We start from the raw sequence: 21923 nt of genomic DNA, 5'->3' as shown, positions 1-21923 counted from the left end.
GCACCGCTCAGCCGGTTCGCTGGCGATGGGCGCAATCCCGTGGGTGGCATTCAAGTCAGCCGACAATCCCGCCCCATGAGCACGCCCCCACCGCTCCCCGACAACACCGCCTGCCCGCGCTGCGGCGGCGGTTTCCATTGCGGTGTCGAGGACGGCTGGTGCGCGTGCTTCGGCACGCGCCTGGGGGAGGGCCTCAAGCGCGACCTGGCGACGCGCTGGCCCGGGCAATGCCTGTGCCTGAAATGCCTCACGGAACTGGCCCGCGACGACCCCGGCGGCCATGTGCCTGACGTGCCCCGAACAGGGCCGCCGGTGCCCCCTTTCTGAGCGTTTGAACCCCGGCGCCGCGCGTCCAAAATGCCGCGGATGGCTCCCTCCCTGTTCAGCCAGTCGGTCGCCGAGCGCCTGCGGATGCGGCGCCTGCTGGTCTACGGCCCTTTCCTCGCGCTGGGCCTGGTGCTGGTGGTGATGTGGGCGCTGGTGCTGTGGTTCGCGCTGCTGTATCCGCGCTCGCTGGTCGAGGACCTCCAGCAGGACCTGCATGCGATCGCCCTCAACGCCGCGCAGGACACCGAGCAGCTGCTGCGCGAGACCGAGGGCAGCCTGCGCACGCTGGACCTGCTGCTGATGACGCGCCGCAACGAGCGGCAGGACCTGGACGCGACGGTGTCGCTGCTGGCCGACTCGCTGCGCGACAACTCGCGCGGCCTGACCGACGTGATGCTGGCCAGTCCTGAGGGCCGCCTGTGGCGCATCCCCTCGGTGACCGGCGAGCCCTATGTGGACCTCGGCCCGAAGAGTTTCCTGTCGGAACTGGGCCGGCCCGGCGGGCCCAGCGTCATCGTCGGCGCGCCGCTGCGGCTGCGACCGGGTGCCCACTTCGTGATGCCGATGGCCACCCGGCTGAGCGCGCCCGCCGGCCCCTTCACCGCCACCGTCGGCTTCATCGACCTGGAGACGCTGCTGCGCAGCTACCGCGCGCGCTCGATGCGCTCGGGCATGGCCGTGCTGCTGGAACGCGACGACGGCATCGCGATGGCGCGCTGGCCGGAGGTGCCGGGACTGATCGGCAGCAACCTGCGCGAGGTGCCCGGCGACGAGGTCGTGCCGCCCCACCCACCGGCGAGCGGCCAGTTCATCGTGACCCGCAGCCCGGCCGACGGCCGCGAGCGCATCGTTTCCTACCGCGTGCTGCAGGACTATCCGCTGCGCCTGTTCGTCTCCTTCGAGCGCGACCGCATCCTCGCCGGCTACCTGCAGCAGCGCCGCGCGGTGCTGGTTTTCTCGGTCGTCATCAGCGCCATCGCGGTCGGGCTGATGGCCTGGTTCACCCGGCTGCAGCAGCGCGCCCGGCTGCGCGAGGCGGAGAGCGAGGCCACCGCCGACGCCTCGCCGATGGGGCTGTTCCGCTGCGACCTCGCCGGCCGCACCGTCTACGCCAACGAGACCTACCTGCGCCTGCTGGAGGTCGACCGCGACGCCCTGGCCTGGGGCTGGCTGGAGCGGTTGCCGGCGGCCGAGCGCGAGCCCACGCGCGCGCAATGGACGGCGCTGGTCGCGCGCGGCGAGCCGGTGGACCGCGTGCACCAGCTCATCCGCCGCGATGGCAGCGCGCTGCTGGTGCGGCTGCGGATGCGGCCGATGCGGCTGGGCGACCGCATCGTCGCCCATGCCGGCACCCTCGCCGACATCAGCGCCGAGCTGGCCGCGCGCCGCGAGCGCGAACGCAGCCAGGCCGTCATGGGCGCGATGGCGCAGAGCGTCAACGTCATGATGCTGGCCGTCGACACCGACGAACGGGTGCTGTTCTGCAACAAGGCCTTCGAGCGCCGCTTCGACATCCCGGAGCGGTCCTGGCTGGGCCGGCACGCGTCCGAGGTCTTCGACGAGCTCTATCCGGCGGTGCAGCCGCTGATCCAGCGCGCCTTCGCGGGCGAGACCAGCGTGGTCGAGATGCGCGACGACGACGGCGTCAGCCGGCCCATGCCGCTGGACGGCGACGATCGCGGCGAGACCCGCTACGTCGAGCTCACCTATGCGCCGCTGCTCAACGACGACGGCACCATCCTCGGCGCCTACGGCGTGGCGCGCGACGTGACCGACGTGAAGCAGGAACAGCTGCGACTGCTGCGCGCCTCCAACACCGACCCGCTGACCGAACTGCTCAACCGGGCCGGCTTCGCGTCGCAGGTGCACGCCGCGCTGGGCCGGGCGGTCGACCGCGACGAGCTGGTGGCGCTGCTCTACCTGGACCTGGACCGCTTCAAGCCGGTCAACGACGAGCACGGCCACCCGGTCGGCGACGCGCTGCTCAAGGCCGTCGCCGGGCGGCTGCGGCATGCGCTGCGGCCGCAGGACCTGGTCGCCCGCCTCGGCGGCGACGAATTCGCGGTGTTCCTGACCCACGTCGCCCGGCCCGTCGACGCACAGGTGGTCGCCGACAAGCTGGTGCATGCGCTGACGATGCCGTTCCGCATCGGGGCGCTGGAGCTGCACATCGGCACGAGCGTCGGTTTCTGCGTCGAATGGGCCCGGCAGGCCGACATCGACGACCTCGTCACCCGCGCCGACGAGGCGCTCTACCGCGCCAAGCGCGCGGGCCGGGGACGGTCCAACGGCAGCCTCTGCGCCGACCGGCTCGGGCCGTCCGGCGAGACGCCGCCCGCAGGCCGGGGCTGACCGCCGCGCAGCGGGCTCAGCCGCATTGACCGAAGTCGGCCGGGTCGCGGCCATTCAGGCCCGCCGTCGGCGTCGTGGCGCCGTGCTTCAGGCGCATCAGCGTCATCTGCAGCACCTTGGCGTCGGCGCTGGCGCGGTGACGGCGCAATTGCGCCTCGGCGCGTACTTCCTGCTGCACCGCGTTCCAGCGGCCGGCCTCGTCCTCGGACAGCAGCCGGCGCAGGTCCTCGAGGCGGAAGCGCGGCAGCCGGCCGGCGCTGTCGAAGAGCTTGGACAGCCAGCTGTAGTCGTGGCCCCAGCTGTCCGAATAGACCGTCTGCCCGGCCAGGCGCCGGTTGAGTTCGTCCGCGACCCACTCGCGGGGCCGGCCATGGCGCAGCAGCAGCTCGCGGGAGATGCCGTGCAGCGCCTCGGCCTGCTCGTCCCAGTGCGACCACTCGGGCGCCGGCTGGATCAGCGAGCAGAACGGCAACCCGCCCGGCTCGACGAAGCCGATCTCGATCGGATAACTGCCGCGACCGAAGCCCGAGGCTTCCAGGTCGAGGATGGTCGGCGCGAGCACCGGGACGGCGGCAGGCAGGGCAGCGACGGTCATGGGGGCGAGTATGCAAGCGGCGCGCCAGCCCCGGCCGTCGTCCCTCCTCAGATCAGGGGACGGCCGGCGCGGCGGTCGGCGCGGGCGAGGACGGCGGATCGACCGCATCGCCGTCGCCGCTGTCGCCGCGATCCCGGCCGCGGCGACGCTGCAGCGCGTGCCAGCCGTCCAGGCCGCCGTCCAGCGCCAGCACCCGCGCATGGCCGCGCTGGAGCAGCTCGTGGGCGCCCTGCACTGCCGAGATCTCGTTCGGGCAGTTGCAATACAGCACCAGCAGGCGGTCGTGGGGGAGTTGGTCGGCGTAGTCGGGCAGGCGCGTCAGCGGGATGTTGAGCGCGCCGGGCAGCGTGCGCGGATCGGCGGCGCGACCGGGGTCGCTGCGCACGTCGATGAACAGCGGCGCCATGTCCTGGTCGACCAGCGCGGCGGCGTCCTCGACGCTGATGCGCTCGACCTCGCCCTGCAGCCGCGCCATCTGGCGGCGACGGCGCCAGCGGTTGCCCATCAGGAGCAACAGCACCGCGCCGAGCGCCGCCAGCGCCAGCAGGCCGGCGTTGGACAGCGCGTCCAGCACGTCCTGGATCTGGTCGCTGAAGACCAGGCCCAGGCCGAGGAAACACAGCGTCCACACCAGGCCGGCGACGGCGTCGTAGGCGACGAAGCGCCGCCAGCCCATGCCCAGCGCGCCGGCCATCGGCGCGGCGACCACCGAGATGCCGGGCAGGAACTTGGCCGCCAGCAGCGAGCTGCCGCCCCAGCGCGCGATCAGGCTCTCGCTCTGGCGCACGCAGACGTCCGGCGACAGCGAGACGCGGCACAGCAGCCGCAGCACGCGGTGGCCATGGGTGCGCCCGGCGATGAACCAGATCGCGTCGCCCAGCACGTTGGCCAGCACCGCGGCCACGACCAGCGACAGCGCCGACAGCCGCCCCGCCGCCGCCAGCCCCCCGGCCACCACCAGCAGCGGCGCCGCCGGCAGCGGCGCGCCGATGCGCGCGGCCAGCGTCACGAGGAAGACGAGCAGGAAGTCGTGCTGGATCAGCAGATCGATCAGGGCGCGCATGCGGCGCATTGTCGCGGCTGGCGAGGACTCCGGTCGGCGGTGGGGCGATTGGGCGATTGGGCGATTGGGCGATAGCGCGAACGCCGCGCGCCCCGCCGGCTCAGGACGCCAGCCGCTGCGGCGCCGGCCGGGCGACGAAGGCGAACTGCACGTACTTCGTCTCCTCCAGCTGCCGCCCGAACAGCCGGAAGGCCAGCCGCCGCTTGATCGACGGCGTGTACCACTGCTCGTTGATGCCCTGCACGCTGAGCACCTCGTAGCCGCACTCGTCGAACATCCTCATCGCGCTGGTGCGAGTGAAGAAGCGCAGGTGGGTGCGGTCGCGGACGCCGCAGCGCTCGTAGCGGAAGTCGCGGTCGTGCAGCAGCGGCCAGATCGTGTCCAGGTGCAGCAGGTTGGGCAGCGAGGCCAGGACCACGCCGCCGGGCGCCAGCAGCGGCGCGGCGTGGTTCAGCGCGGCCCAGGGATCGGGCATGTGCTCGAGCACGTCGTTGAAGACGATGGCGTGGAAGTGCGCCTCGGGCAGCGGCAGCGTCGGGTCGAAATAGCCTTGCAGCACGCGATCCAGGTGCTGGCCGGCGCGCTCGGCGGCGCCGGCGTCGGGCTCCACGCCCCAGACCTCGGTGCCGGGGCGCGCGGTCTTGACCGCCTCCCCGAACGCGCCGGTGTTGCACCCGACGTCCAGCACCCGCAGGCAGTCCGGCGGCAGGAAGGCCAGCATCTCGCGCCGGGCGATGTGGGGGTAATCGATGCGAACCAGCGGACTGGCGGAATGGGCGGCCGGCATGGGCGTCTCCTTGGCGGCAGGCACCGCGGCGGTGCGGGCAGCATAGTCACGCCCGGCCGCCGACAACATCCTTTGCTTTCGGGACAGGAAAGTCCCGAGGCGCTAACGGCTCGCGGGCCGGTGCCTGCGGGGCTGCAGCTCGCGCCGAGCATGGTCGCGCTCGCCTGGGAGGTCGCAGAGCCGGCCGCGATCACTCTGGCTCGCGCCGCGCGAGGGCGGGCTCGCCGGTCAGAAGCTCGTCCAGTCGTCGTCACCGGCGAGGACCGGCTCGGCGATCTTGCGAGAGGCCGGTTTCGTCGGCACCACCAGCAACTCGGGCGCCGGCGCGCCCCGTCTCGCCGGGGTCGCCGTGGCGGCCACGACACGGATGACCGCGTTCGCCGCCGCTGCCGTCACGGGCGCGGGGGCGGGCTTGCGTGACACCCACGACGTCACCGGGGCTGCCCGTGCCGGCTCGGCGCGCGGGTTGTCGCGGCGCAACGCGGGCGCTGGCGACGTGATGGCCGCAGGACGGCTCGCCTCGAGCGCGCGCGGCAACTGCTTCGCCTGCGGGAACTGGTGACCAGGCCGCACTTGGCGGTCCTGCCAGGCCGGTTTCTCCTGCCCGTCCCGCTGCACTGCCTGCACGGGCTGCGCGGGGCGCGGCGGCTGTCCATCGGTGCGGAACACCGCGACCGCGCCGACCATGTCGATCGCCTGGCGCTTCATGCTGTCCGCCGCGGCGGCGCTCTCCTCGACCATCGCGGCGTTCTGCTGCGTGGCGCGGTCCATCTGCGTGATGGCTTCGCCCACTTGGGCGACGCCGGCGCTCTGCTCGACGCTGGCAGCGCTGATCTCGCCGACGATGTCCGACACCTGCCGGATCGCGCCGACCACCTCGGTCATCGTGGCGCCGGCCTGGTCGACCAGCCCGCTGCCCAACTCGACGCGGGCGACGCTGTCGCCGATGAGCTGCTTGATCTCCTTGGCGGCTCCGGCCGAGCGGCTCGCCAGGCTGCGGACCTCGGCGGCGACGACGGCGAAGCCGCGGCCCTGTTCGCCGGCGCGGGCGGCCTCGACCGCGGCGTTGAGCGCCAGGATGTTGGTCTGGAACGCGATGCCGTCGATGACGCCGATGATGTCGGCGATGCGGCGGCTGCTCTCGTGGATGCCACGCATGGTGTCGACCACCTGGCCCACGACCTCGCCGCCGCGGGTCGCGACCTCGCTGGCCTCGCGCGCCCGCTGGTTGGCCTGCTGGGCGTTGTCGGCGTTCTGGCGCACCGTGGCGCTGAGCTGCTCCATCGAGGCGGCGGTCTCCTCGAGCGCCGCGGCCTGTTCCTCGGTCCGCGACGACAGGTCGTTGTTGCCCTGCGCGATGCGGGTGCTGGCGTCGGCGATCTGCTCGGCGGAGCCCCGCACCTGGCCGATCAGCGCGAGCAGTTGACCCTGCATCGCCCCCATCGAGGCGAGCACGCTGGCCGCCGGCGCTTGCGCGGCGCCTTCGACCGGACGCAGGTCGCCGTCGGCGATGCGGCGGGCGGCGTCGGCCAGTTGCGCCGGCTCGGTGCCGAGCGCGCTCATCAGGCGGCGCGTGATCAGCCAGCCCAGGCCGCAGGCGGCCGCCACGGCGGCGAGGCTGAGCAGCGTCAGCCACCAGCGCTGCGCCTGGTACTGGGCGGTGGACGCGGCGATCTCCTCGTCGGCCGCACGGGCGGCGAAGTCGACGTACTCGCGTGTGGCGGCCAGCAGCGCCGCCAGCAGCGGGCGGCAGTCACGGGTCATGGCGGTCATCGCCTCGTCGCGCCGGCCGGAGGACGCCAGCTCGACGATGTTCGCCGCGACCGGGCCATAACGCCCCTCCACCTCCAGGAGACGCGCGACCAACTCGCGTTCGCGGGGGCTGGCTTCGGGCGCGGCGGCCACCGCGTCCTTGAGCTTGCGCAGGTGCTCGCCGATCGCCGAGTGGGCGTCGAGGGCCATCTTTCGGGCGGACTCGACGTCCGCCGCTTCCTTGGCGATCACCATGTCCCGCACGCCGATGGCGCGGCGGTTGGCGGCGATGCGCACGTCGACGGCCATCGATTCCCGCTCATCGATGCCGTGCACGAACCCGGCGAACCGTGCATCCGCGGCGGCGAGGCCTCGCAGCGCGACGGCGCTGACCAGCATCACCACCGCGACCAGCGCGGCGAAGGCAAACGACAGCTGCTTCTTGATGGAAAGACCATTCATGGATCTGCTCTTGAGACAAACGGCGCTCGGAAGGGCGCGGGCGGCTGCGGTGGGCGGCCGATCAGTCTGGCGGCATGGGGTGAGGAAATGATATTTTTGAAATCACCGCTGCCGATATCACCACTTCGGACGAGCGTGACGCAGTACGGAAGGGGTGGTCCCGGCCCCCGCGAACGAGGGGAGGAGCACCGTGATCGGTGTCACGGCCCGGGAGATCGGGGGCTCGCCTTCTCGTCAGAATGGTTGTCCACGGTGTCGTTCGGGAGCGCGGCCCGGGGGGGCCTGACACGGGGATCGTGAGGGGGTTGGCGGGCGCGAAACGAGCGTCCGTGCCGCTGCGCTACGATCGCCCGATAGACCGTGAGCCTGTCATCCCGAAGTCTTCGCCTGGTTTTCCTCCGACGGACGCCGTGCAAGCCCTCGCCTTGATTGCTTGGCGACTCTGTTCGCGCCGCATGTCGCGGCGCGACACGCGCGGAGGTGTTCCATGCCTGTCCCCCAAACCCTCGACGAGCTCCGGGTGTCGTTGCGCCAAAGTGTCGATGCCCTGCAAAGACGCCAGGCCAGCGAGATCCCCGAACAGCTGATCGACCGGCTGGTGGATCTGGACTGGCTGGAATGGCATGGTGGCAATTTGCGTCTCACGACCACCGGGGCCAACATCCACCGTCAGGAGATCGTCCGCGTTCGCGCCCTCGCCGAGTCGTCCTCAGGCTCCTCGATCACCCCCAACCTCACGGAGGCCACCATCGCTACCCCGAACTACCAGTACGAGAAACGTCAACGCGAACTCGCCAAGAAAAAGAAGAAGGAAGAGAAGGCCCAGCGCAAGGCCGCTGGCTCGCCGCCCGCGCCTGCGTCGGAGACCCCCGACGGCGAGAAGCCCGGCCCGGCCTGAGCGCCACGGTCCTTTTGGTGAGCTAGTTCGCGTTGCCGACGGCATCGCGAGCGGCCGTTAGGAATTGGTGCTGACTCGCGGTGGGGGGTCTGGGATCCTCCGCCGCCTATGTCCACGTCCCGCCTGGCCTCCCTCAGAGGCGTCGCCCTGCTCGCGGCGCCCTTCCGCCGCATGGCCCGGCTCCTTTCGACCGACGTGCGCCTGGAGCGCAAGGGCCGGCGTATCGGCATCCGCGTGGCGGCCCCTCCGCCCGAACCCTCGCCGCCGGACAGCAGCGCCCTCGAGGCGCAGAAGTCCACCGGCATGGCGCTCAAGAAACTGCTCGACACGCATCGCCAGACACGGCGGGTGATGCGTCATCTCGGCTACGTCGAGCGCGCGCTGGCGGCCCGTGGCCAGGAAGCGCTGAACGATCTGCCGGTGGAAGTGATCGCGAAGGCGCTGAAGCAGTTCGAAGCCCTCGTCAGCAACTGGTCCGATCCCGTGCTCGCGGGCCTGCGGTCGCAGATGGCGGTGGCGGTGCTGCGCCGGTCCGACGATCCCTTCGGTGGACCGGTGTCCGACCGACGCTCCGAGTTCTACACGGATTCGCGGCTGGAAGTCAGGGATGACTCGCCGTCGGCGTTCATGGAGTTCGAGCGCGCGTTCCACGGCAAGGACCTGCGCTCCTGAGAGCGCCGGCCGGCGCGACGCGACACCGGCCAGAGGCGCCTTCGCCGCCCGCCCCCAGCGTCGGCCGGGAGCGGGCATTTGTGCCTCAAGGCTCCGAGATGCGGCCCAGCAGCGCCTGCGCCGGCGCGCCATCCGGCTGGGCCAGCCAGTTCAGGCGGTTGCCGCCCGTGCAGCCCGCGCCGTCCTGGAAGGAGGCGAGCACATTGGCCGCCGTCACCACGCTGCGCTGGTAGCAACTGCCCAGGCTGTCTTCGTAGGTGACGGTCTGGCTGCCCTCCTCGCCCCCACGCTGCGCGGGACCGCCGGTGCTGCTGAAGAGGAGCGCCGATTTGACGGCCAGCGTGTTCCTGAACGCGCTGTGGAAGGCATCGCCCCCGTTCACCGTGCGGGACACGTCGGTGCGGAAGTCCTGCGCGGCCGTGGCGTCCTGCCGGTTCTTGTCGCCGTCATAGGTGTAATCCATGTCCAGCGGGTAGCTCAACGCGATCCGGTCGACGGTCCGGCGGCCGCTGCCCTCCGTCGTGACGGTGGCCGTGCTGGTGGTCCTCTGCGTCAGCGCTTGGCGGTAGATGGCGCCTGCGATATTGAATTTCTGCTGGTTGCTGAACGTGAGGTCGTGCTGCACGGTCGTGGTGACGCGGCCGTTGGAGGTGTTGACGTAGCCCGTGACCGCATAGCTGTGAGCCGCCGTCACCCCCAGCGTGCCGCCGATACTGCTGTCGGCGGCCGTGGTGATGCCGTTGCTCGTGACGGGGGGCGCCAGCGCCGCGCTCGCCAGCGTGTTGCTGCTCAGGGCCCCGCCGGTCTGGCTCGCGGCGGCGTCCTGGTAGACCAGCAGACTGCCGACGACCGCGAAGTGATCCTGCGCGCCCTGCACGGAGATGGCCACGGTGTGCGGCGTGCCATCGCTCAGCGCACCGGCGAAGGGGGTGAGGTCCACGCGCGAGGGGACGAAGGACAGCGTCTCCGCGCCTGGCGTCGGCCGCCACAGGCCCGGATCGACGCCGCCGGTATAGACCCGCGGCACCACCGGCGCCAGGCCGGCCGGCTGCCCGTCGATGCGGACCAGCACTTCGCGGAAGCTGCCGCCGCCGCAACTCTGCAGGACCTGCGCCTGGTCGTCGGGCACGCAGGTGTACCAGAACTCGTCGCCCCCCTGGCTCTCCGCCTGAACGTCCAGGTAGAGGCGCACCATGTTCGTGGGCAGCGACATCGTGCGCTGCAGCGCATCCGCCGCGGACTTGAGATTGGCCGGGTCGCCCGTCTTCAGGTCGCCCGCCAACGGGATCACGAGGTCCGCAGCCCGAGTGCTGGCCGCATCGGCCGAGCTGCCCGCCGGATAGAAGACCAGCCGCGCCGAGCCCGTCAGCAAGCCGGTGTAGGTCGTGTCGACAACGTTGTCCAGACGCACGAAACCATCGGCCGAGGCGGTCAGGGCCTTGGCGTAGTCGGTGACGTCGCGCTCGACATGCCAGCTCGGCGCCACGTTGGCCGAGGGCTCCTGCGTGGTGCCGGCGTACAGGTTGATGCCGCCGATGGAGATCAGGGCGGTACGGTCGAACTGGCGGCCGGCGTTGACGGCGAAGTCCGCTTCCAGCACCACCTTGGCCCAGGGACCGGGGCAGGCGCCCGCGCCGGCATAGGCGAAGGAGTGGGCGTCGAAGCCCTGGAAGCTCATGCCGTCATACAGCTTGACCGTGCAGGCCGCGGTCGTCGGCCGCGGCAGCGGCGCATCGGCGACGACGACACCAGCGGCGCTCGCGGCCGGCGCGAACGCCGCCACGGCCACCAGATCGCCCGGGGGCGGGGCGGCGGCGTCGCGGCCACCGCCGCAGGCGCTGAGCAGACACAAGGGCGCGCACACGGCGAGTACGTGCCGGAACCGGCGCTGCCGGGGCGCTCGAAGCGCCGAACGGGACGGAAGGAAGAAGGACATCGGGAAGATCCAGGTCAATGACGAAGAAGGTCGCGCGTCAGGCGACCAGGGATCGGGCGCAAGACCTGTGCCACGCCGAAAGGCAGCGTCTGTCGTCCAGGGTTCACCAAGACGGGGCTTGTGCGTCGGTGTGTGTCAAGCCTGTTACCCGCACTGCCCCACAAACCCGCAGGCGGTGCAGAACTCGCACCCATCGCGATGGATGAGCGTCGAGTTCCCGCACTCGGGACACTTCTTGCCGGCCATCGCGACGATGCCGCCCGCCTCCGACGCTGAACGCGCCACCGCGCCCGCCTTGCCCGCCTTCAGCGGCGCCTGCTGCATCAGCCCCATGTCCACGAGCGGATAGCCGTTCTCGTCGAGCACGCCCAGCATCGCGTAGCGGTGGATCACCAGCCGCGCGACGTAGGCCACCGTCGACGGCCACACCTGCTGTCTGCGCTCGCCCGACAGCGTCGGCACCGGCGCCATGAAGTGGCCCAGCGGCTCGCCGACATTCAGCAGCTTGCGCAGCTTCATGCCGATCCAGCCCGGATCGAGCACGCGCATGTCCAGCGACAGCAGCCGCGCCAATCCATCCAGCGCCTTCGGATAGTTGCCCGAGAAGCCCATCGCGCACGGCCGCGTGACGCTGCCGCCGTCGGGCGTGGGCAGGCTGACCTCCTTCAGCGTCAGCGTGAACAGCTCGCCGGTCGCCGGGTTGTCGACATCGACCGCCCACGCCAGCGTCCCCGCCGTGCCGGTGCGCGGTTCCTCGCGCGAGAACATCGCGTCGAGCACCGGCGTCGGGCCGCCTTCCTGGAGCGCGCCGAGCTGCTCGCAGCGCCAGCGGATCACCGCGGCCGTCGCCGCGACCACGCCCGGAAACAGCCGCGGCTCGCCGAGCGGCGGCATCGGCATCTCGAAGGCGCGCTCCTCGGCGACGGTGGCCAGCGCGTCGAGCTTGAGCCGCAGCCACGCGGCGTCGTTGGCGCGCAGGTCCATCGACAAGGTCTTGGCCATCGCACCGAGCCCGCGCGGCTGCTCCGCGCCGTTGACCCAGACCTCGAAGGGCAGCGTGCGGCCGAACAGGCCGGCGTCGGGCCCCTCGGCCGGCAACTCGCCGACGAACAGCGCGAAGTCGCCATGCGGGTGGCGGATCATCGTCGACCACGCGGGATTGCCGCCGGGCATCTCGGGCCGGCTCGGCCAGCGCAGCGAGGCCAGCACCGGTTTGGGCAGCCGCTCGACGCGCAGGCGCTGATTCGGGCCGGTGTCCGCCTTCAGCGGTTCGGGCTTGGCGATCGGCTCGACGCTCAGCACCGCGCCGAGCACGCTGTTGGGCCGATAGGTCGCGAGCCCCTTCAGGCCGCTCTGCCAGGCCCAGCGGTAGAGGTCCTGGAAATCGGCGTACGGATAGTCCGCCGGCACGTTGACGGTCTTGGAGATCGAGGTGTCGATGCACGGCGCGACGGCCGCGACCATGGCCTCGTGATCGGCGGCCTGCAGCTCGAGCGCGGTGACGAAGGCGTCGGTCAGCGGCGCGTCGGGGCCGAAGAGATGGCGGTAGAGCCGCCAGGCATGGTCCTCGACGGCGTACTCCTTGAAGCTGTTGTCCGGCATCCGCTTCTTGCGGGTGTAGCTCCAGGAGAACGCGGGCTCGATGCCGTTGCTCGCGTTGTCGGCGAAGGCCAGCGAGATGGTGCCGGTCGGCGCGATCGACAGCAGGTGCGAGTTGCGCAGCCCTTGCGCGCGGATCTTGTCCTTCAGCCACGGCGGCAGCCGCGAGGCGAAGTTGCCGCCCGAAAGATAGAGATCCGCGTTGAACAGCGGGAAGGCGCCGCGCTCGAGCGCGAGGTCAGCGGAGGCCTCATAGGCGGCATCGCGCATGACCTCGCTGATGCGCCGCGCCATCGCGCGAGCCGCGTCGCTGTCGTAACGCAGGCCGAGCATCACCAGCGCATCGCCGAGCCCGGTGAAGCCCAGGCCCACGCGGCGCTTGTTGGCGGCCTCGCGGGCCTGCTGCGGCAGGGGCCAGGGCGTCACGTCGAGCACGTTGTCGAGCATGCGCGTGGCGGTCTTGCAGATGTCGGTGAACTCGGCCTCGTCGAATCTGGCCTGCGAGGTGAAGGCCTGTCTGACGAAAGTCGTCAGGTTGACCGATCCCAGGCAGCAGCAGCCGTAGGAAGGGAGGGGTTGCTCGGCACAGTTGTGGACCATCAGGCCATTCGCGTCGAAGGCATGGACGTGCTCGACGGTCACGTCGTAGACAGGCTCGACGCCATCGGGCTCGATGGAGGCGACGGTGGCGACGAAACGCTCGCGGTTGGGACGCCGCTTCTGCGCCGCCAGGCGCTCGGCGAGACGCCGAGCCTTGGCCGTGTCCGAGAAGCCGATGCGATCGGCGAAGAGTTGGAGATTGTCGAGAGCGATCACCAAATCGTGAATCGCTTGATGGGGATAGTCCCGCTTGTCGCCCCGCCCATCTGGGAGTTCACGGACACCCGCCTCTCGCCGATTGGCGTAGATGGTGCTGACGATGCCGAATCGCAGCAGCATCCGCTGCACCGCTTGCAAGGTGGGAAGGTCGACCTGCGTCAAACGCACGCTCACGCCCTTCTCTTGCGTGCCCTGGACCGAGCCGTCCGCGTCGAAGAGTCCTTGCAGCAGTCCGGCCTGGAAGTCGGACGACGCGCGTTCCATTGACGGCGTGATCGACTTGCCACCAACGCCGCAGCGCATGCCGAGTTCCAGCGCGAGGTCCCGGAGGGGTGCGGACGCCAACCGCATCTCCCCTACGGATGCGATCGGACGTTGCCACCCGCGGAAGTCCGCGCGGTGCGGCAAGGTGGCAATTGCCGTTGTGATCGCCGCCACGATGCCCTCTGCTGAATGCGAGGCCGGGGCGCCGTTGGCCACACCTCGCAGTTCGGGGGCCCACACGGAGAGCACGGCTTTCTCGTTCTTGAGATGTCCGTCGCCCAGCAGCGCTCCGATGAGATATCCCTCCTCGGCTGTATGAGCCCCGGGCCATCCAACAAACGATCGGTGCTCATGCAGCACCACTTCATCTCCAGGCTGCAAGGCGCCTGCGGCGACCCAGTCGGTCTCGGTCAAGTAGCGCGTGCGCTTCAGCACTCTCCTGACCAGGTGATTCGCCGTCAGCCGCAGCGCGTGGCCTTCCCGGGTCTTCAGCGCGAGCACCGGCTTCGTCCCGGTCGGGAAGAAACCCGCGGACTCCGTCCGATACGCCTTGCCATCGACGATCGCCAGGAACGGCGTCCCGATCAAGTCCGCCACCTGGCGCGGTCCGTCCCCCGTCAGCACCCAGGTCTCCGCGGTCACGCACGGATTCGTCGCGCTGATCGACTCGCAGTAATGCAGGTTGTTGTCCGCATTGATCCGGTCCAGGAAGAGCACGCCCGGCTCGGCGTGGTCGTAGGTGGAGCGCATGACCTGGTCCCACAGCTTGCGGGCCCGCATCCGGCGGTAGACCCACAGCCCGTCGGCGCGCTGCGTCGCGCCGGCGGCGCGCAGCTTGGCGCCGGGCGCGGCCTTGTGCACCAGCTCGATGTCGGCATCGGCCTCGACCGCCTCCATGAACGCGTCGGTCACACCCACCGAGATGTTGAAGTTCTTCAGGTCCCCTTGGTCCTTCGCATGGATGAAGGCCTCGATGTCCGGGTGGTCGCAGCGCAGCACGCCCATCTGCGCACCGCGCCGCGAGCCGGCCGACTCCACCGTCTCGCAGCTGCGGTCGAACACCCGCATGTAGCTGATCGGGCCGGATGCGCTCGACTGCGTCGACTTGACATACGCGCCCTGCGGCCGGATCCGCGAGAAGTCGTAACCCACGCCGCCGCCGCGCCGCATCGTCTCCGCCGCTTCGGTCAGCGCGGTGTAGATGCCGGGGTGGCCATCCTCTTCCTCGGCGATCGCATCGCCCACCGGCTGGACGAAGCAATTGATCAGGGTCGCCGACAAGGCCGTGCCCGCCGCCGAGGCGATCCGCCCCGCCGGCACGAAGCCGCGCCGCTGCGCCTCGAGGAACTTCGCCTCCCAGTGCGCGCGCTGCTCCGGCGACTCCGCCGCGGCCAGCGCCCGGGCCACCCGCGCCCGGACCTCGTCCAGGCTGCGCTCGCCGTCCTTGGCGTACTTCTCGAGCAGCACCTCCGCGCTGATGTCCTGCGGCGGCAGGGTGTCGGCCGTGGCCTGCAGGGGCGAGGCGGCCGGAACCGGCGGCGACAGGTGCTGGGGGACGGGCTGCTGGCTCATGCGGGTCTCCATCGAACGACGCGGGCCATCCTAGTCCCGCCCCGGCCGGCCCGTCTCCCCCAGGCCACGAATCCGTCATCCCGGCCTCGCCGCCACGTCACGGAACCGTCAACCGCGTGTCCTCCGGTAAGCGCGTACTTGCGGCGCAGACACGGTTTGATGCGTCTTCAGCCCCTTCTCCGCTGGTTAGCCCCCATGGGATGGTCGGATATCGGACGTTATTCTTTGGTGATATGACTCCCGAGAAGGTCTTGCGGTCCAGTCCCGGTACCCTGGGCGATCTGGAACAAGGCTGCGCCGACGCCCACCGTCTCATCCTCGACGGCCAGCTCGACGCGGCCCGTTCCCGCCTGGATGAATTGCGCAAGGTCCATGGCGACGACCATGCGCCCATGCAGGAGACCTTCAGCGCGCTGGCCGAGGCCCATGGCGACTTCAACATCGCCCTGGCCCACTACAAACGCTTCCATGCGCTGGCCGTGCAGGCCGGCGTCTCCTCGCCGCTGGCATCGCGCGATCAGCTGCTGGCGCGGCTGGTCGAGCGCCAGGAGCAGCGCTCCCCCGACATGGCCTGGTGCCTGGTGGCACTGGCCGCCGCGCGCGCGCCGGCGGGCGCCCTGCCGCACATGCTGCGCCAGCAGTGCCGCGCGCAGGACGTGCTCGCGCTCGGCCAGGGCGAGGCGATGCTGATGCTGCTGCACGACGTCGACCTGCCCACCGGGCGCAAGGTCTGCGAGCGCTTCCGCGCGGTCTGGATGCAGCAGCAGCCGACGGCCGGTCCGCTCAGCATGGGCCTGACCGCCTGGCGCGGGCCGGGCGACACCGGCAGCGGCCTGCTCGCCCGCGCCGAGCAGGCGCTCACCCGCAGCCAGCGCGAAGGCGCGCCGCTGCGTACCGGCTGAGCGGCGCCGGTCGATCAGAACGGATTGATCGTCTTCTCGCGCCGGTAGTGGATGTAGCCGACGCTGGCCCCGGCACGCAGGCCCACGCCCAGCCGGATCGGCGCCAGCGTGATGCCATCGGCGCGCTGGTAGTTGATGCCCGCGCCGCCGATGTAGTACAGGCTGCCGTCCACCCCGGGGAAGCGGCGGTAGATCGCGCTCGGCTTGGGCAGCTTGTAGACCAGCGTGAAGACCTTGGACGCGTTCGCGCCGAGGTCGAAGCCCACCGACGGTCCGGCCCAGTACACCATCCCGCCGCCGCCGCGCTTCATCAGCAGCTGGCCTTCGCCATAGCGCAGGCCCACGGTGATCGCGCCGCCGGCTTCCTGGCCCTTGATGTAGGCGTTCGGACGGCCCTGCTCCTTGAAGGCCTTCTCGATCACCTTGGCCAGGCCCTCGGTGGTCTCGCCGAAGAACTCGGTCGCGGCATGCACCACCGAATCCTGGTCGTAGGTGTCGTCCTCGCCTTCGGCCGCCAGCGCGGGGAACACCGCCAGGCCCGGCGGCAACACCAGCCCCGCGGCGGCATAACGCCCCAGGCGGCCCAGCGCGTCGCGTCGCGCCGGCGCGCTCGGCGCCTCGTTCAGCTCCATCGGACCTTCGGTCGAAAAGTCTTGGCGGTCATGGCGATTCATGCGGATCTCCGGGTAAGTCTGGATGGCGTCGGGCAATCGCGTCGCCCGGCGCGTTCCTGGTCCGGCGGGCAAACACAGTGCCCGCTCTACGAACCGATGGATGCTACCCCCGGGCGTGACAAACGGCGTGCGCGCCGCGGCAGCACCCCGATACACTCGGCCTCACGCCGTCGAGAGGGACCGAATCCACAACAAGGAGCGGCGATGCATGCAAACAGCAGTCATGACAAGAGTGCATCAAGGAGGACATGCAGTGAGCAGTGATCTGCCCCGTCTGGCGCGCGCGCTGGAGTACCTGGACATGGCCTCGGCGCTTTACGTCGCCGGCGGCGCGGACCATTCCGCGCAGTTGCTGGCAGCCGCCGGGGAACGCCTGCTCGGCGACCTGGCCCGCCTGATCCAATCGCCCGAGCACGGCCACGAGGTCCAGCAGCTGCTGGCCCGCCTGACGCAGCAGCATGTGCCGCCGCAGGTGCCGGAAGTCGCCGGGCACAACCAGTCGAGGCAGCTGCAGGCGATGCTGGCCCGCCAGGAATCGCCCGAATCGACCGAGCTCCGCCAGGCCACCTCCGCGCTGCTGCGCGCCTCGTGGTACCTGCTGGAGACGATGGGCCTGGAGCCGCTGGCGCCCTCGCGCCTGCACCAGGCGATCGAGAAGAGCACCATCTACGCCGAGCTCTGAGCTCGCGCCACCCCCACCGAGCGACACCATGAGCTCCGCCGAACGCCGTCATTTCTCCCGCATCGCGTTCGCCGGGCCGGCGCAGCTGGTGACGGTCGAGCAGCGCCTGCCGGTGCAGGTGCTGGACCTGTCGCTCAAGGGCGCGCTGCTGCTGTTGCCGGCGTCATCGGGCGTCGAGCCCGGGGAGCTGTGCCTGCTGGACCTGCCGCTCGCGCCGCACGAAGGGCGCATCACGATGGCGGCGCAGCTCGCCCATGTGAACAGCGACCGCGCCGGGCTGCTCTGCCTGGGCATCGACCTGGAGAGCATCACCCACCTGCGCCGCGTCATCGAGCTCAACCTGGGCGACGCGGCGCTGGCCGAGCGTGACTTCAAGGCGCTGGTGGCGCCCTGAGGGGCGACGGGACGAGCGGGACTTCATCGGGCGCTGGCCCTCACCCCTGCCCTCTCCCGCAAGCGGGAGAGGGGGTAAGACAGCGGGTCACTCCGCGATGAATTTCCTCAGCACCGCGAAGGCCGCGGTCGGGTCGTCGCGCCATGCGCCGTGGCCGACGCCGGGGAAGCGCGCCAGTTGGCGCCACTGCTGCGGCAGCGCGTCGTGGATCTCCAGCGCATCCTCCAGCGGGCAGACGGGATCGTCCTCGCCCACCATCACCAGCACCGGGCAGCGGGCCTGCTCCAGGCCCTGCAGCAGACCCAGGTCCTGTTTCTCGCCGCCGACGAAGTGCAGCAGGATGTCCAGGTTCACCAGCGTGCGGCCGCTGGCTTCCGGGTCGGCGGCCGGGCGGGTGTTGTAGAGGTGGCGCACCCCGGCCCAGTAGGCCTCGAAGGTCTCGCGCGACGGTTGGCTCCAGAAAGCATGCGCCAGCGCGCGGGCCTCGGGGCCGCCGCGCCGCTCGAAGGCGGCCAGCTTGCGTTCCAGCCCCATGTGGTGGGAGGTGCTGGACAGGATCACCTTGGACGCGTGCCCCGGATGCCGCGCGATGTAGCGCTGCGCCACGAAGCCGCCGAAGGACTGGCCCAGCACGATGGGCCGCTCGATGCCCAGCGCGTCGCACAGGCGCACGATGTCGTCGGCCCAGGTGTCGAGCGTCCATTCCGACGACGGTCGCGGATCGCTGCGGCCGTGGCCGCGGTGGTCGTAGTAGACGATCTGCGCCAGGTCCGCGAGCTGGCTGAAGGCCGGCTTGAACGCCGCATGGTCGAAACCGGGGCCGCCATGCATGCAGATCAGCGTCGGCTTCTCTCGCATCCGCACCCCGTCCGGCACCAGGCCGGGCCCCTCGACGTCGACGAAGAGTCGCGCGCCGTTACCGATATGGATCTTCATGGGCGGCGAGTATGCCGCCTCCGCCCCCCGCAGGCCGGACTCGTCCGGCCCAGGGCGGCTTCGTCGCACGGCCGCTGGCGGGCCCCGGACGCCGCGGCCAGAATGCCGCCCATGTCCGATGCGTCCCCGTCCCCGACCGGCCCCGCCGGCGCGCCGCCCGAGCCCCGCCGCTCGGCGCGCGACGCCGCGCTGCAGCTCTTCAACCTGCGCATGATCGCGGCGGCCTTCTACTTCTGCCTGGCGATGGCGGGCGCGCGTTCGCTGACCTGGCTCACCCAGGATGAGACCGTCGGCGGCTGGCTGCTCGAGTGGATCCGCTTCACCCGCCAGACGCTGCTCACCGCGCTGAGCGTGCTGGCCGCGCTGGCGCTGGCCGAGGCGCTGCTCGCGCGCACCCGGATGCGCTGGCCGGTGGCCGTGCGCGCGGTCGCGATCGGCGTCGGCGCGGCGCTCGGCACGCTGCTGCGCTACAAGGTCGCGAACCTGGGCTCCGAGGACAACGAGCCGCTGAGCTGGACCTGGCTGATGTCCACGACCGCGCTGTGGCTGGTGCTGGGCGGCTTTTTCGCCGCGCTGCTGCACGGCCTGCGCGAGGAGCGCAGCGCCCAGGCGCGCCTGGCCGAGCTCTCGCGCCAGCACGACCGCCTGCAGGCGCAGCAGCTGGAGGCGCAGTTCTCGGCGCTGAACGCGCAGATCGAGCCGCATTTCCTGTTCAACACGCTGGCCAACGTGAAGCGGCTGTACGAGACCGCGCCCGAGCGCGGCCGCGACATGATGGGCAGCCTGATCGCCTACCTGCGGGCGGCCCTGCCCAGCATGCGCCAGGGCATGTCGACGCTGGGCCAGGAGCTGGAGCTGGCGCGCAGCTACCTGACCATCCTGCAGATGCGCATGGGCGAGCGGCTGCGCTTCGACATCGAGGCCGACGCCGCGCTGTTCGCGACCTCGCTGCCACCGATGGTGCTGCCGACGCTGGTCGAGAACGCGATCAAGCACGGCCTGTCGCCGTTGCCCGAGGGCGGCCGCATCGACATCTGCGCGCGGCGCGAGTCCGCCGGCGACGGCCTGCTGCTGGAGGTGCGCGACACCGGCCAGGGCTTCGCCGCCAGCGGCGGCAGCGGCGTCGGGCTGGCCAACACGCGGGCGCGGCTGACGGCGATGTTCGGCGCCCAGGCCTGGCTGGAACTCGAGGCGGCCGAACCGCGCGGCGTGATCGCACGGGTGCGCGTGCCGCTGGCCGGCGCGGAGCGCGGCGCGTCCGTGGCCACCGCCGGGGCGCTCCCATGAGCGCGCGCGGCGCGGTCGACCACCTCTGGCATTCGTGGCGCTCGCTGCGCCGCGAGGAGCTGTCCTGGTTTCTGCTGATCGGCGTCTTCTACGGGCTGGTGGATGCGCCGTCGATCTTCTACGTGATCGACGACGCGCGCTGGCCGTCCGCGCTGGCCAACCAGATGCTGACGCCACTGCTGGTGGCGCTGGTGATCCTGCTGACCTGGCTGCCGGCCACGCGCAGCGCGCTGCGCGGCGGCTGGCGGATCGCGGCGCTGGCGCTGGCGGTGCTGGGCGGCGCGGTGCTGGCCAAGCTGCTGTACGACCAGTTGATGCCGATGCTGCATCTGCCGTCGATCGCCGACCTGGCGCGCAGTCGAAAGTGCGAGGACGCTTGCCAGCCGATCGGATGGCTGAACTTCATCGGCGAGTGCCTGTCGATCTGCGTCACCGCCAGCCTGTCGGTGGCCTGGTACGAGATGGCGATGCAGCGGCGCCGCACCCGTGCCCGGCTCGACACGCTGCTGCGCGAGCAGAGCGCGATGCAGCGCGACGCCGTGGCCGCGCGCCTGGCGGCGCTGCAGGCGCAGGTGGAGCCGCAGTTCCTGTTCGACACGCTGGTCGACATCGAGCGCGCCTACGAGCGCGCCGATGCCGCGGCGCCGGAACAGATGGAGCGCCTGATCCGCCATCTGCGGGTGGCGCTGCCACGGCTGCGCGAGCGCGGCGTGACGCTCGAGTCCGAGGCGGCGCTGCTCGACAGCTACCTGGCCGTGGTGGCCGGCCGCCAACGCGGCGCGCTGCCGCTGTCGACCGAGTGGTCCGCCTGGCTGGCCCCGCGGCCGGTGCCGCCGATGCTGCTGCTGCCGCTGGCCCAGCTGATGCTGCGCGACGCGGCGCGGCTGCCGACCCAGGCGCGGCTGAGCGCCCAGGAAGCCAGCGGCGGCGGACTGCGGCTGCGGCTGTCCTTCGACCGCGGCGGCCTGTGCGGCGAGGAGACCGCGCTGCGCGCGCTCGGCGAACGCCTCGAACGCCTGGACCGCGCGCCCGGCGCGCCGCCACCGCGGCTGCAATGCCGCAGCAATGCCGACGACACCGAATTCACGCTGGAGCTGCCCGCATGAGCCTTCATTCCGCCGCACCGACCGCTGTCGTCGCCGAGGACGAGGAGACGCTGCGCCATGAACTGATGGACCGGCTCGCGCAGCTGTGGCCGGAACTGGTCATCGTCGGCGAGGCCGCGGACGGCGTGCAGGCCTTGCGCCTGCTGCAGGAATGCCGGCCCGACGTGCTTTTCCTCGACATCCAGATGCCCGGCGCCACCGGGCTGGACGTCGCACGGCAGGTGCAGGGGCGCTCGCACGTCGTCTTCGTCACCGCCTACGACCAGTACGCGGTGTCCGCCTTCGACGAGGGCGCGGTCGACTACCTGCTCAAGCCGCTCGAGCCGGCGCGGCTGTTCACCGCGATCCAGCGCGTCAAGCAGCGCATGGCGGGCCCGCCGGCGGACCTGAGCGCGGTGCTGAGCCAGCTCGGCGCCCAGGCCGGCAAGCTGCCGCAGCGGCAGTTCCTGCGCTGGATCAACGCGTCGGTGGGCCAGACGCTGAAGCTGATCACGGTCGACGAGGTGCTGTACTTCCAGTCCGACAACAAGTACACCCGCGTCGCCACGCGCCAGGGCGAGGCGCTGATCCGCAAGCCGCTCAAGGAGTTGGTCGACGAGCTCGATCCGCAGCAGTTCTGGCAGATCCACCGCTCGACGCTGGTCAACGCCGCCGCGGTGGCCGGTGTCTCGCGCGACTTCCGCGGCCGCATGCAGGTCAAGCTCAAGGAGAGCGAGGACGCGCTGATCGTCGCGGAAAGCTATACCCACCTCTTCCGGCAGATGTAGGGCCAGCGGTCGAGGCAGTGCGCATCACGTCATCCCGCCCCTGTCGCCTACATGACCACCGCTCCTGCGGCCGCCTC

18 protein-coding genes are annotated in these 21923 nt (G+C 71.2%); 10 read left to right on the top strand and 8 right to left on the bottom strand.

What is annotated here, in order from left to right; all coding sequences use genetic code 11:
* Nucleotides 1-75 precede the first annotated feature (75 nt).
* Both FHT38_RS01175 and FHT38_RS01170 read left to right on the top strand, forming a co-directional pair.
* On the top strand, nucleotides 76-327 hold the full coding sequence (locus FHT38_RS01175; protein WP_183489064.1) for a cysteine-rich CWC family protein: 252 nt from the start codon (nucleotides 76-78) through the stop codon (nucleotides 325-327).
* A gap of 39 nt (nucleotides 328-366) precedes the next feature.
* Nucleotides 367-2679, top strand: coding sequence for a diguanylate cyclase domain-containing protein (locus FHT38_RS01170; RefSeq protein ID WP_183489061.1), 2313 nt, complete (start codon nucleotides 367-369; stop codon nucleotides 2677-2679).
* Between the two features lie 16 nt (nucleotides 2680-2695).
* Here the strand turns inward: FHT38_RS01170 and FHT38_RS01165 are convergent, their stop codons facing one another.
* From FHT38_RS01165 to FHT38_RS25530, 4 genes are all read right to left on the bottom strand, one after another.
* Complete coding sequence (locus FHT38_RS01165; protein WP_221213721.1) at nucleotides 2696-3274, bottom strand: hypothetical protein; 579 nt, start codon at nucleotides 3272-3274, stop codon at nucleotides 2696-2698.
* A gap of 52 nt (nucleotides 3275-3326) precedes the next feature.
* Complete coding sequence (locus FHT38_RS01160) at nucleotides 3327-4337, bottom strand: VTT domain-containing protein (RefSeq protein WP_183489058.1); 1011 nt, start codon at nucleotides 4335-4337, stop codon at nucleotides 3327-3329.
* A gap of 100 nt (nucleotides 4338-4437) precedes the next feature.
* A complete protein-coding gene (locus FHT38_RS01155; protein WP_221211196.1) occupies nucleotides 4438-5124 on the bottom strand; it encodes a bifunctional 2-polyprenyl-6-hydroxyphenol methylase/3-demethylubiquinol 3-O-methyltransferase UbiG in 687 nt (228 codons plus the stop codon).
* A gap of 228 nt (nucleotides 5125-5352) precedes the next feature.
* Nucleotides 5353-7338, bottom strand: coding sequence for a methyl-accepting chemotaxis protein (locus FHT38_RS25530; RefSeq protein WP_183489055.1), 1986 nt, complete (start codon nucleotides 7336-7338; stop codon nucleotides 5353-5355).
* 487 nt (nucleotides 7339-7825) lie between these two features.
* On the opposite strand from FHT38_RS25530, the gene FHT38_RS01145 reads away from it, so the two are divergent.
* Entirely contained in the window at nucleotides 7826-8236 is a 411-nt protein-coding gene (locus tag FHT38_RS01145; RefSeq protein WP_175538127.1) for a hypothetical protein, read from the top strand.
* A gap of 108 nt (nucleotides 8237-8344) precedes the next feature.
* Complete coding sequence (locus FHT38_RS01140) at nucleotides 8345-8908, top strand: hypothetical protein (protein ID WP_183489053.1); 564 nt, start codon at nucleotides 8345-8347, stop codon at nucleotides 8906-8908.
* 85 nt (nucleotides 8909-8993) lie between these two features.
* Here the strand turns inward: FHT38_RS01140 and FHT38_RS01135 are convergent, their stop codons facing one another.
* Nucleotides 8994-10844 (bottom strand): peptide-N4-asparagine amidase, encoded by a 1851-nt coding sequence (locus FHT38_RS01135; protein ID WP_183495066.1) that lies wholly within the window; start codon nucleotides 10842-10844, stop codon nucleotides 8994-8996.
* Nucleotides 10845-10988: 144 nt separating this feature from the next.
* Nucleotides 10989-15098 (bottom strand): LAGLIDADG family homing endonuclease, encoded by a 4110-nt coding sequence (locus tag FHT38_RS01130; protein ID WP_183489047.1) that lies wholly within the window; start codon nucleotides 15096-15098, stop codon nucleotides 10989-10991.
* Nucleotides 15099-15349: 251 nt separating this feature from the next.
* Between FHT38_RS01130 and FHT38_RS01125 the strand changes: the two genes are divergently transcribed.
* Complete coding sequence (locus tag FHT38_RS01125; protein WP_141225187.1) at nucleotides 15350-16000, top strand: hypothetical protein; 651 nt, start codon at nucleotides 15350-15352, stop codon at nucleotides 15998-16000.
* Between the two features lie 14 nt (nucleotides 16001-16014).
* Here the strand turns inward: FHT38_RS01125 and FHT38_RS01120 are convergent, their stop codons facing one another.
* The gene (locus FHT38_RS01120; protein ID WP_254783163.1) at nucleotides 16015-16674 is read right to left on the bottom strand and encodes a DUF1134 domain-containing protein; all 660 of its coding nucleotides are present in this window, start codon (nucleotides 16672-16674) and stop codon (nucleotides 16015-16017) included.
* Between the two features lie 253 nt (nucleotides 16675-16927).
* Between FHT38_RS01120 and FHT38_RS01115 the strand changes: the two genes are divergently transcribed.
* Together FHT38_RS01115 and FHT38_RS01110 are read left to right on the top strand one after the other, a co-directional pair.
* Nucleotides 16928-17356 carry a hypothetical protein gene (locus FHT38_RS01115; protein ID WP_091720446.1) on the top strand — a complete coding sequence of 143 codons (429 nt, stop codon included), beginning with the start codon at nucleotides 16928-16930 and terminating at the stop codon, nucleotides 17354-17356.
* A 28-nt stretch (nucleotides 17357-17384) separates the two neighbouring features.
* Nucleotides 17385-17750: a PilZ domain-containing protein gene (locus FHT38_RS01110; RefSeq protein WP_183489044.1), complete on the top strand. Its 366-nt coding sequence runs from the start codon at nucleotides 17385-17387 to the stop codon at nucleotides 17748-17750.
* A gap of 87 nt (nucleotides 17751-17837) precedes the next feature.
* Here FHT38_RS01110 and FHT38_RS01105 read toward each other — a convergent pair whose 3' ends face one another.
* Nucleotides 17838-18686 (bottom strand): alpha/beta fold hydrolase, encoded by an 849-nt coding sequence (locus tag FHT38_RS01105; protein ID WP_183489040.1) that lies wholly within the window; start codon nucleotides 18684-18686, stop codon nucleotides 17838-17840.
* 111 nt (nucleotides 18687-18797) lie between these two features.
* Here FHT38_RS01105 and FHT38_RS01100 point away from each other — a divergent pair, with 111 nt between their 5' ends.
* Genes FHT38_RS01100 through FHT38_RS01090 form a run of 3 tightly spaced genes read left to right on the top strand, consistent with a single transcriptional unit; the run spans nucleotide 18798 to nucleotide 21846 of the window.
* Complete coding sequence (locus FHT38_RS01100; RefSeq protein WP_183489037.1) at nucleotides 18798-19973, top strand: sensor histidine kinase; 1176 nt, start codon at nucleotides 18798-18800, stop codon at nucleotides 19971-19973.
* Nucleotides 19970-21079: a histidine kinase gene (locus FHT38_RS01095; RefSeq protein WP_183489032.1), complete on the top strand. Its 1110-nt coding sequence runs from the start codon at nucleotides 19970-19972 to the stop codon at nucleotides 21077-21079. The genes FHT38_RS01100 and FHT38_RS01095 overlap by 4 nt, the downstream gene beginning before the upstream one ends.
* Nucleotides 21076-21846, top strand: a complete 771-nt coding sequence (locus FHT38_RS01090; protein ID WP_091720425.1) for a LytTR family DNA-binding domain-containing protein — start codon at nucleotides 21076-21078, stop codon at nucleotides 21844-21846. Before FHT38_RS01095 ends, FHT38_RS01090 begins: the two co-directional genes overlap by 4 nt.
* Nucleotides 21847-21923 lie beyond the last annotated feature (77 nt).

It is taken from the genome of Mitsuaria sp. BK041 (genome assembly GCF_014193085.1).
Lineage (GTDB): Bacteria > Pseudomonadota > Gammaproteobacteria > Burkholderiales > Burkholderiaceae_C > Roseateles.
The sequence above is the reverse complement of the archived record's forward strand: the minus strand, read 5'-3'. Positions and strand labels throughout refer to the sequence as shown.

What these genes read in the sequence shown, in the direction of transcription:
- FHT38_RS01160 (WP_183489058.1), bottom strand. Translation starts at nt 4,337, where the DNA reads ATGCGCGCCCTGATCGATCTGCTGATCCAGCACGACTTCCTGCTCGTC.
- FHT38_RS01140 (WP_183489053.1), top strand. Translation starts at nt 8,345, where the DNA reads ATGTCCACGTCCCGCCTGGCCTCCCTCAGAGGCGTCGCCCTGCTCGCG.
- FHT38_RS01165 (WP_221213721.1), bottom strand. Translation starts at nt 3,274, where the DNA reads ATGACCGTCGCTGCCCTGCCTGCCGCCGTCCCGGTGCTCGCGCCGACC.
- FHT38_RS01095 (WP_183489032.1), top strand. Translation starts at nt 19,970, where the DNA reads ATGAGCGCGCGCGGCGCGGTCGACCACCTCTGGCATTCGTGGCGCTCG.
- FHT38_RS01120 (WP_254783163.1), bottom strand. Translation starts at nt 16,674, where the DNA reads ATGAATCGCCATGACCGCCAAGACTTTTCGACCGAAGGTCCGATGGAG.
- FHT38_RS25530 (WP_183489055.1), bottom strand. Translation starts at nt 7,338, where the DNA reads ATGAATGGTCTTTCCATCAAGAAGCAGCTGTCGTTTGCCTTCGCCGCG.
- FHT38_RS01130 (WP_183489047.1), bottom strand. Translation starts at nt 15,098, where the DNA reads ATGAGCCAGCAGCCCGTCCCCCAGCACCTGTCGCCGCCGGTTCCGGCC.
- FHT38_RS01145 (WP_175538127.1), top strand. Translation starts at nt 7,826, where the DNA reads ATGCCTGTCCCCCAAACCCTCGACGAGCTCCGGGTGTCGTTGCGCCAA.
- FHT38_RS01170 (WP_183489061.1), top strand. Translation starts at nt 367, where the DNA reads ATGGCTCCCTCCCTGTTCAGCCAGTCGGTCGCCGAGCGCCTGCGGATG.
- FHT38_RS01105 (WP_183489040.1), bottom strand. Translation starts at nt 18,686, where the DNA reads ATGAAGATCCATATCGGTAACGGCGCGCGACTCTTCGTCGACGTCGAG.
- FHT38_RS01155 (WP_221211196.1), bottom strand. Translation starts at nt 5,124, where the DNA reads ATGCCGGCCGCCCATTCCGCCAGTCCGCTGGTTCGCATCGATTACCCC.
- FHT38_RS01175 (WP_183489064.1), top strand. Translation starts at nt 76, where the DNA reads ATGAGCACGCCCCCACCGCTCCCCGACAACACCGCCTGCCCGCGCTGC.
- FHT38_RS01100 (WP_183489037.1), top strand. Translation starts at nt 18,798, where the DNA reads ATGTCCGATGCGTCCCCGTCCCCGACCGGCCCCGCCGGCGCGCCGCCC.
- FHT38_RS01110 (WP_183489044.1), top strand. Translation starts at nt 17,385, where the DNA reads ATGAGCTCCGCCGAACGCCGTCATTTCTCCCGCATCGCGTTCGCCGGG.
- FHT38_RS01135 (WP_183495066.1), bottom strand. Translation starts at nt 10,844, where the DNA reads ATGTCCTTCTTCCTTCCGTCCCGTTCGGCGCTTCGAGCGCCCCGGCAG.
- FHT38_RS01090 (WP_091720425.1), top strand. Translation starts at nt 21,076, where the DNA reads ATGAGCCTTCATTCCGCCGCACCGACCGCTGTCGTCGCCGAGGACGAG.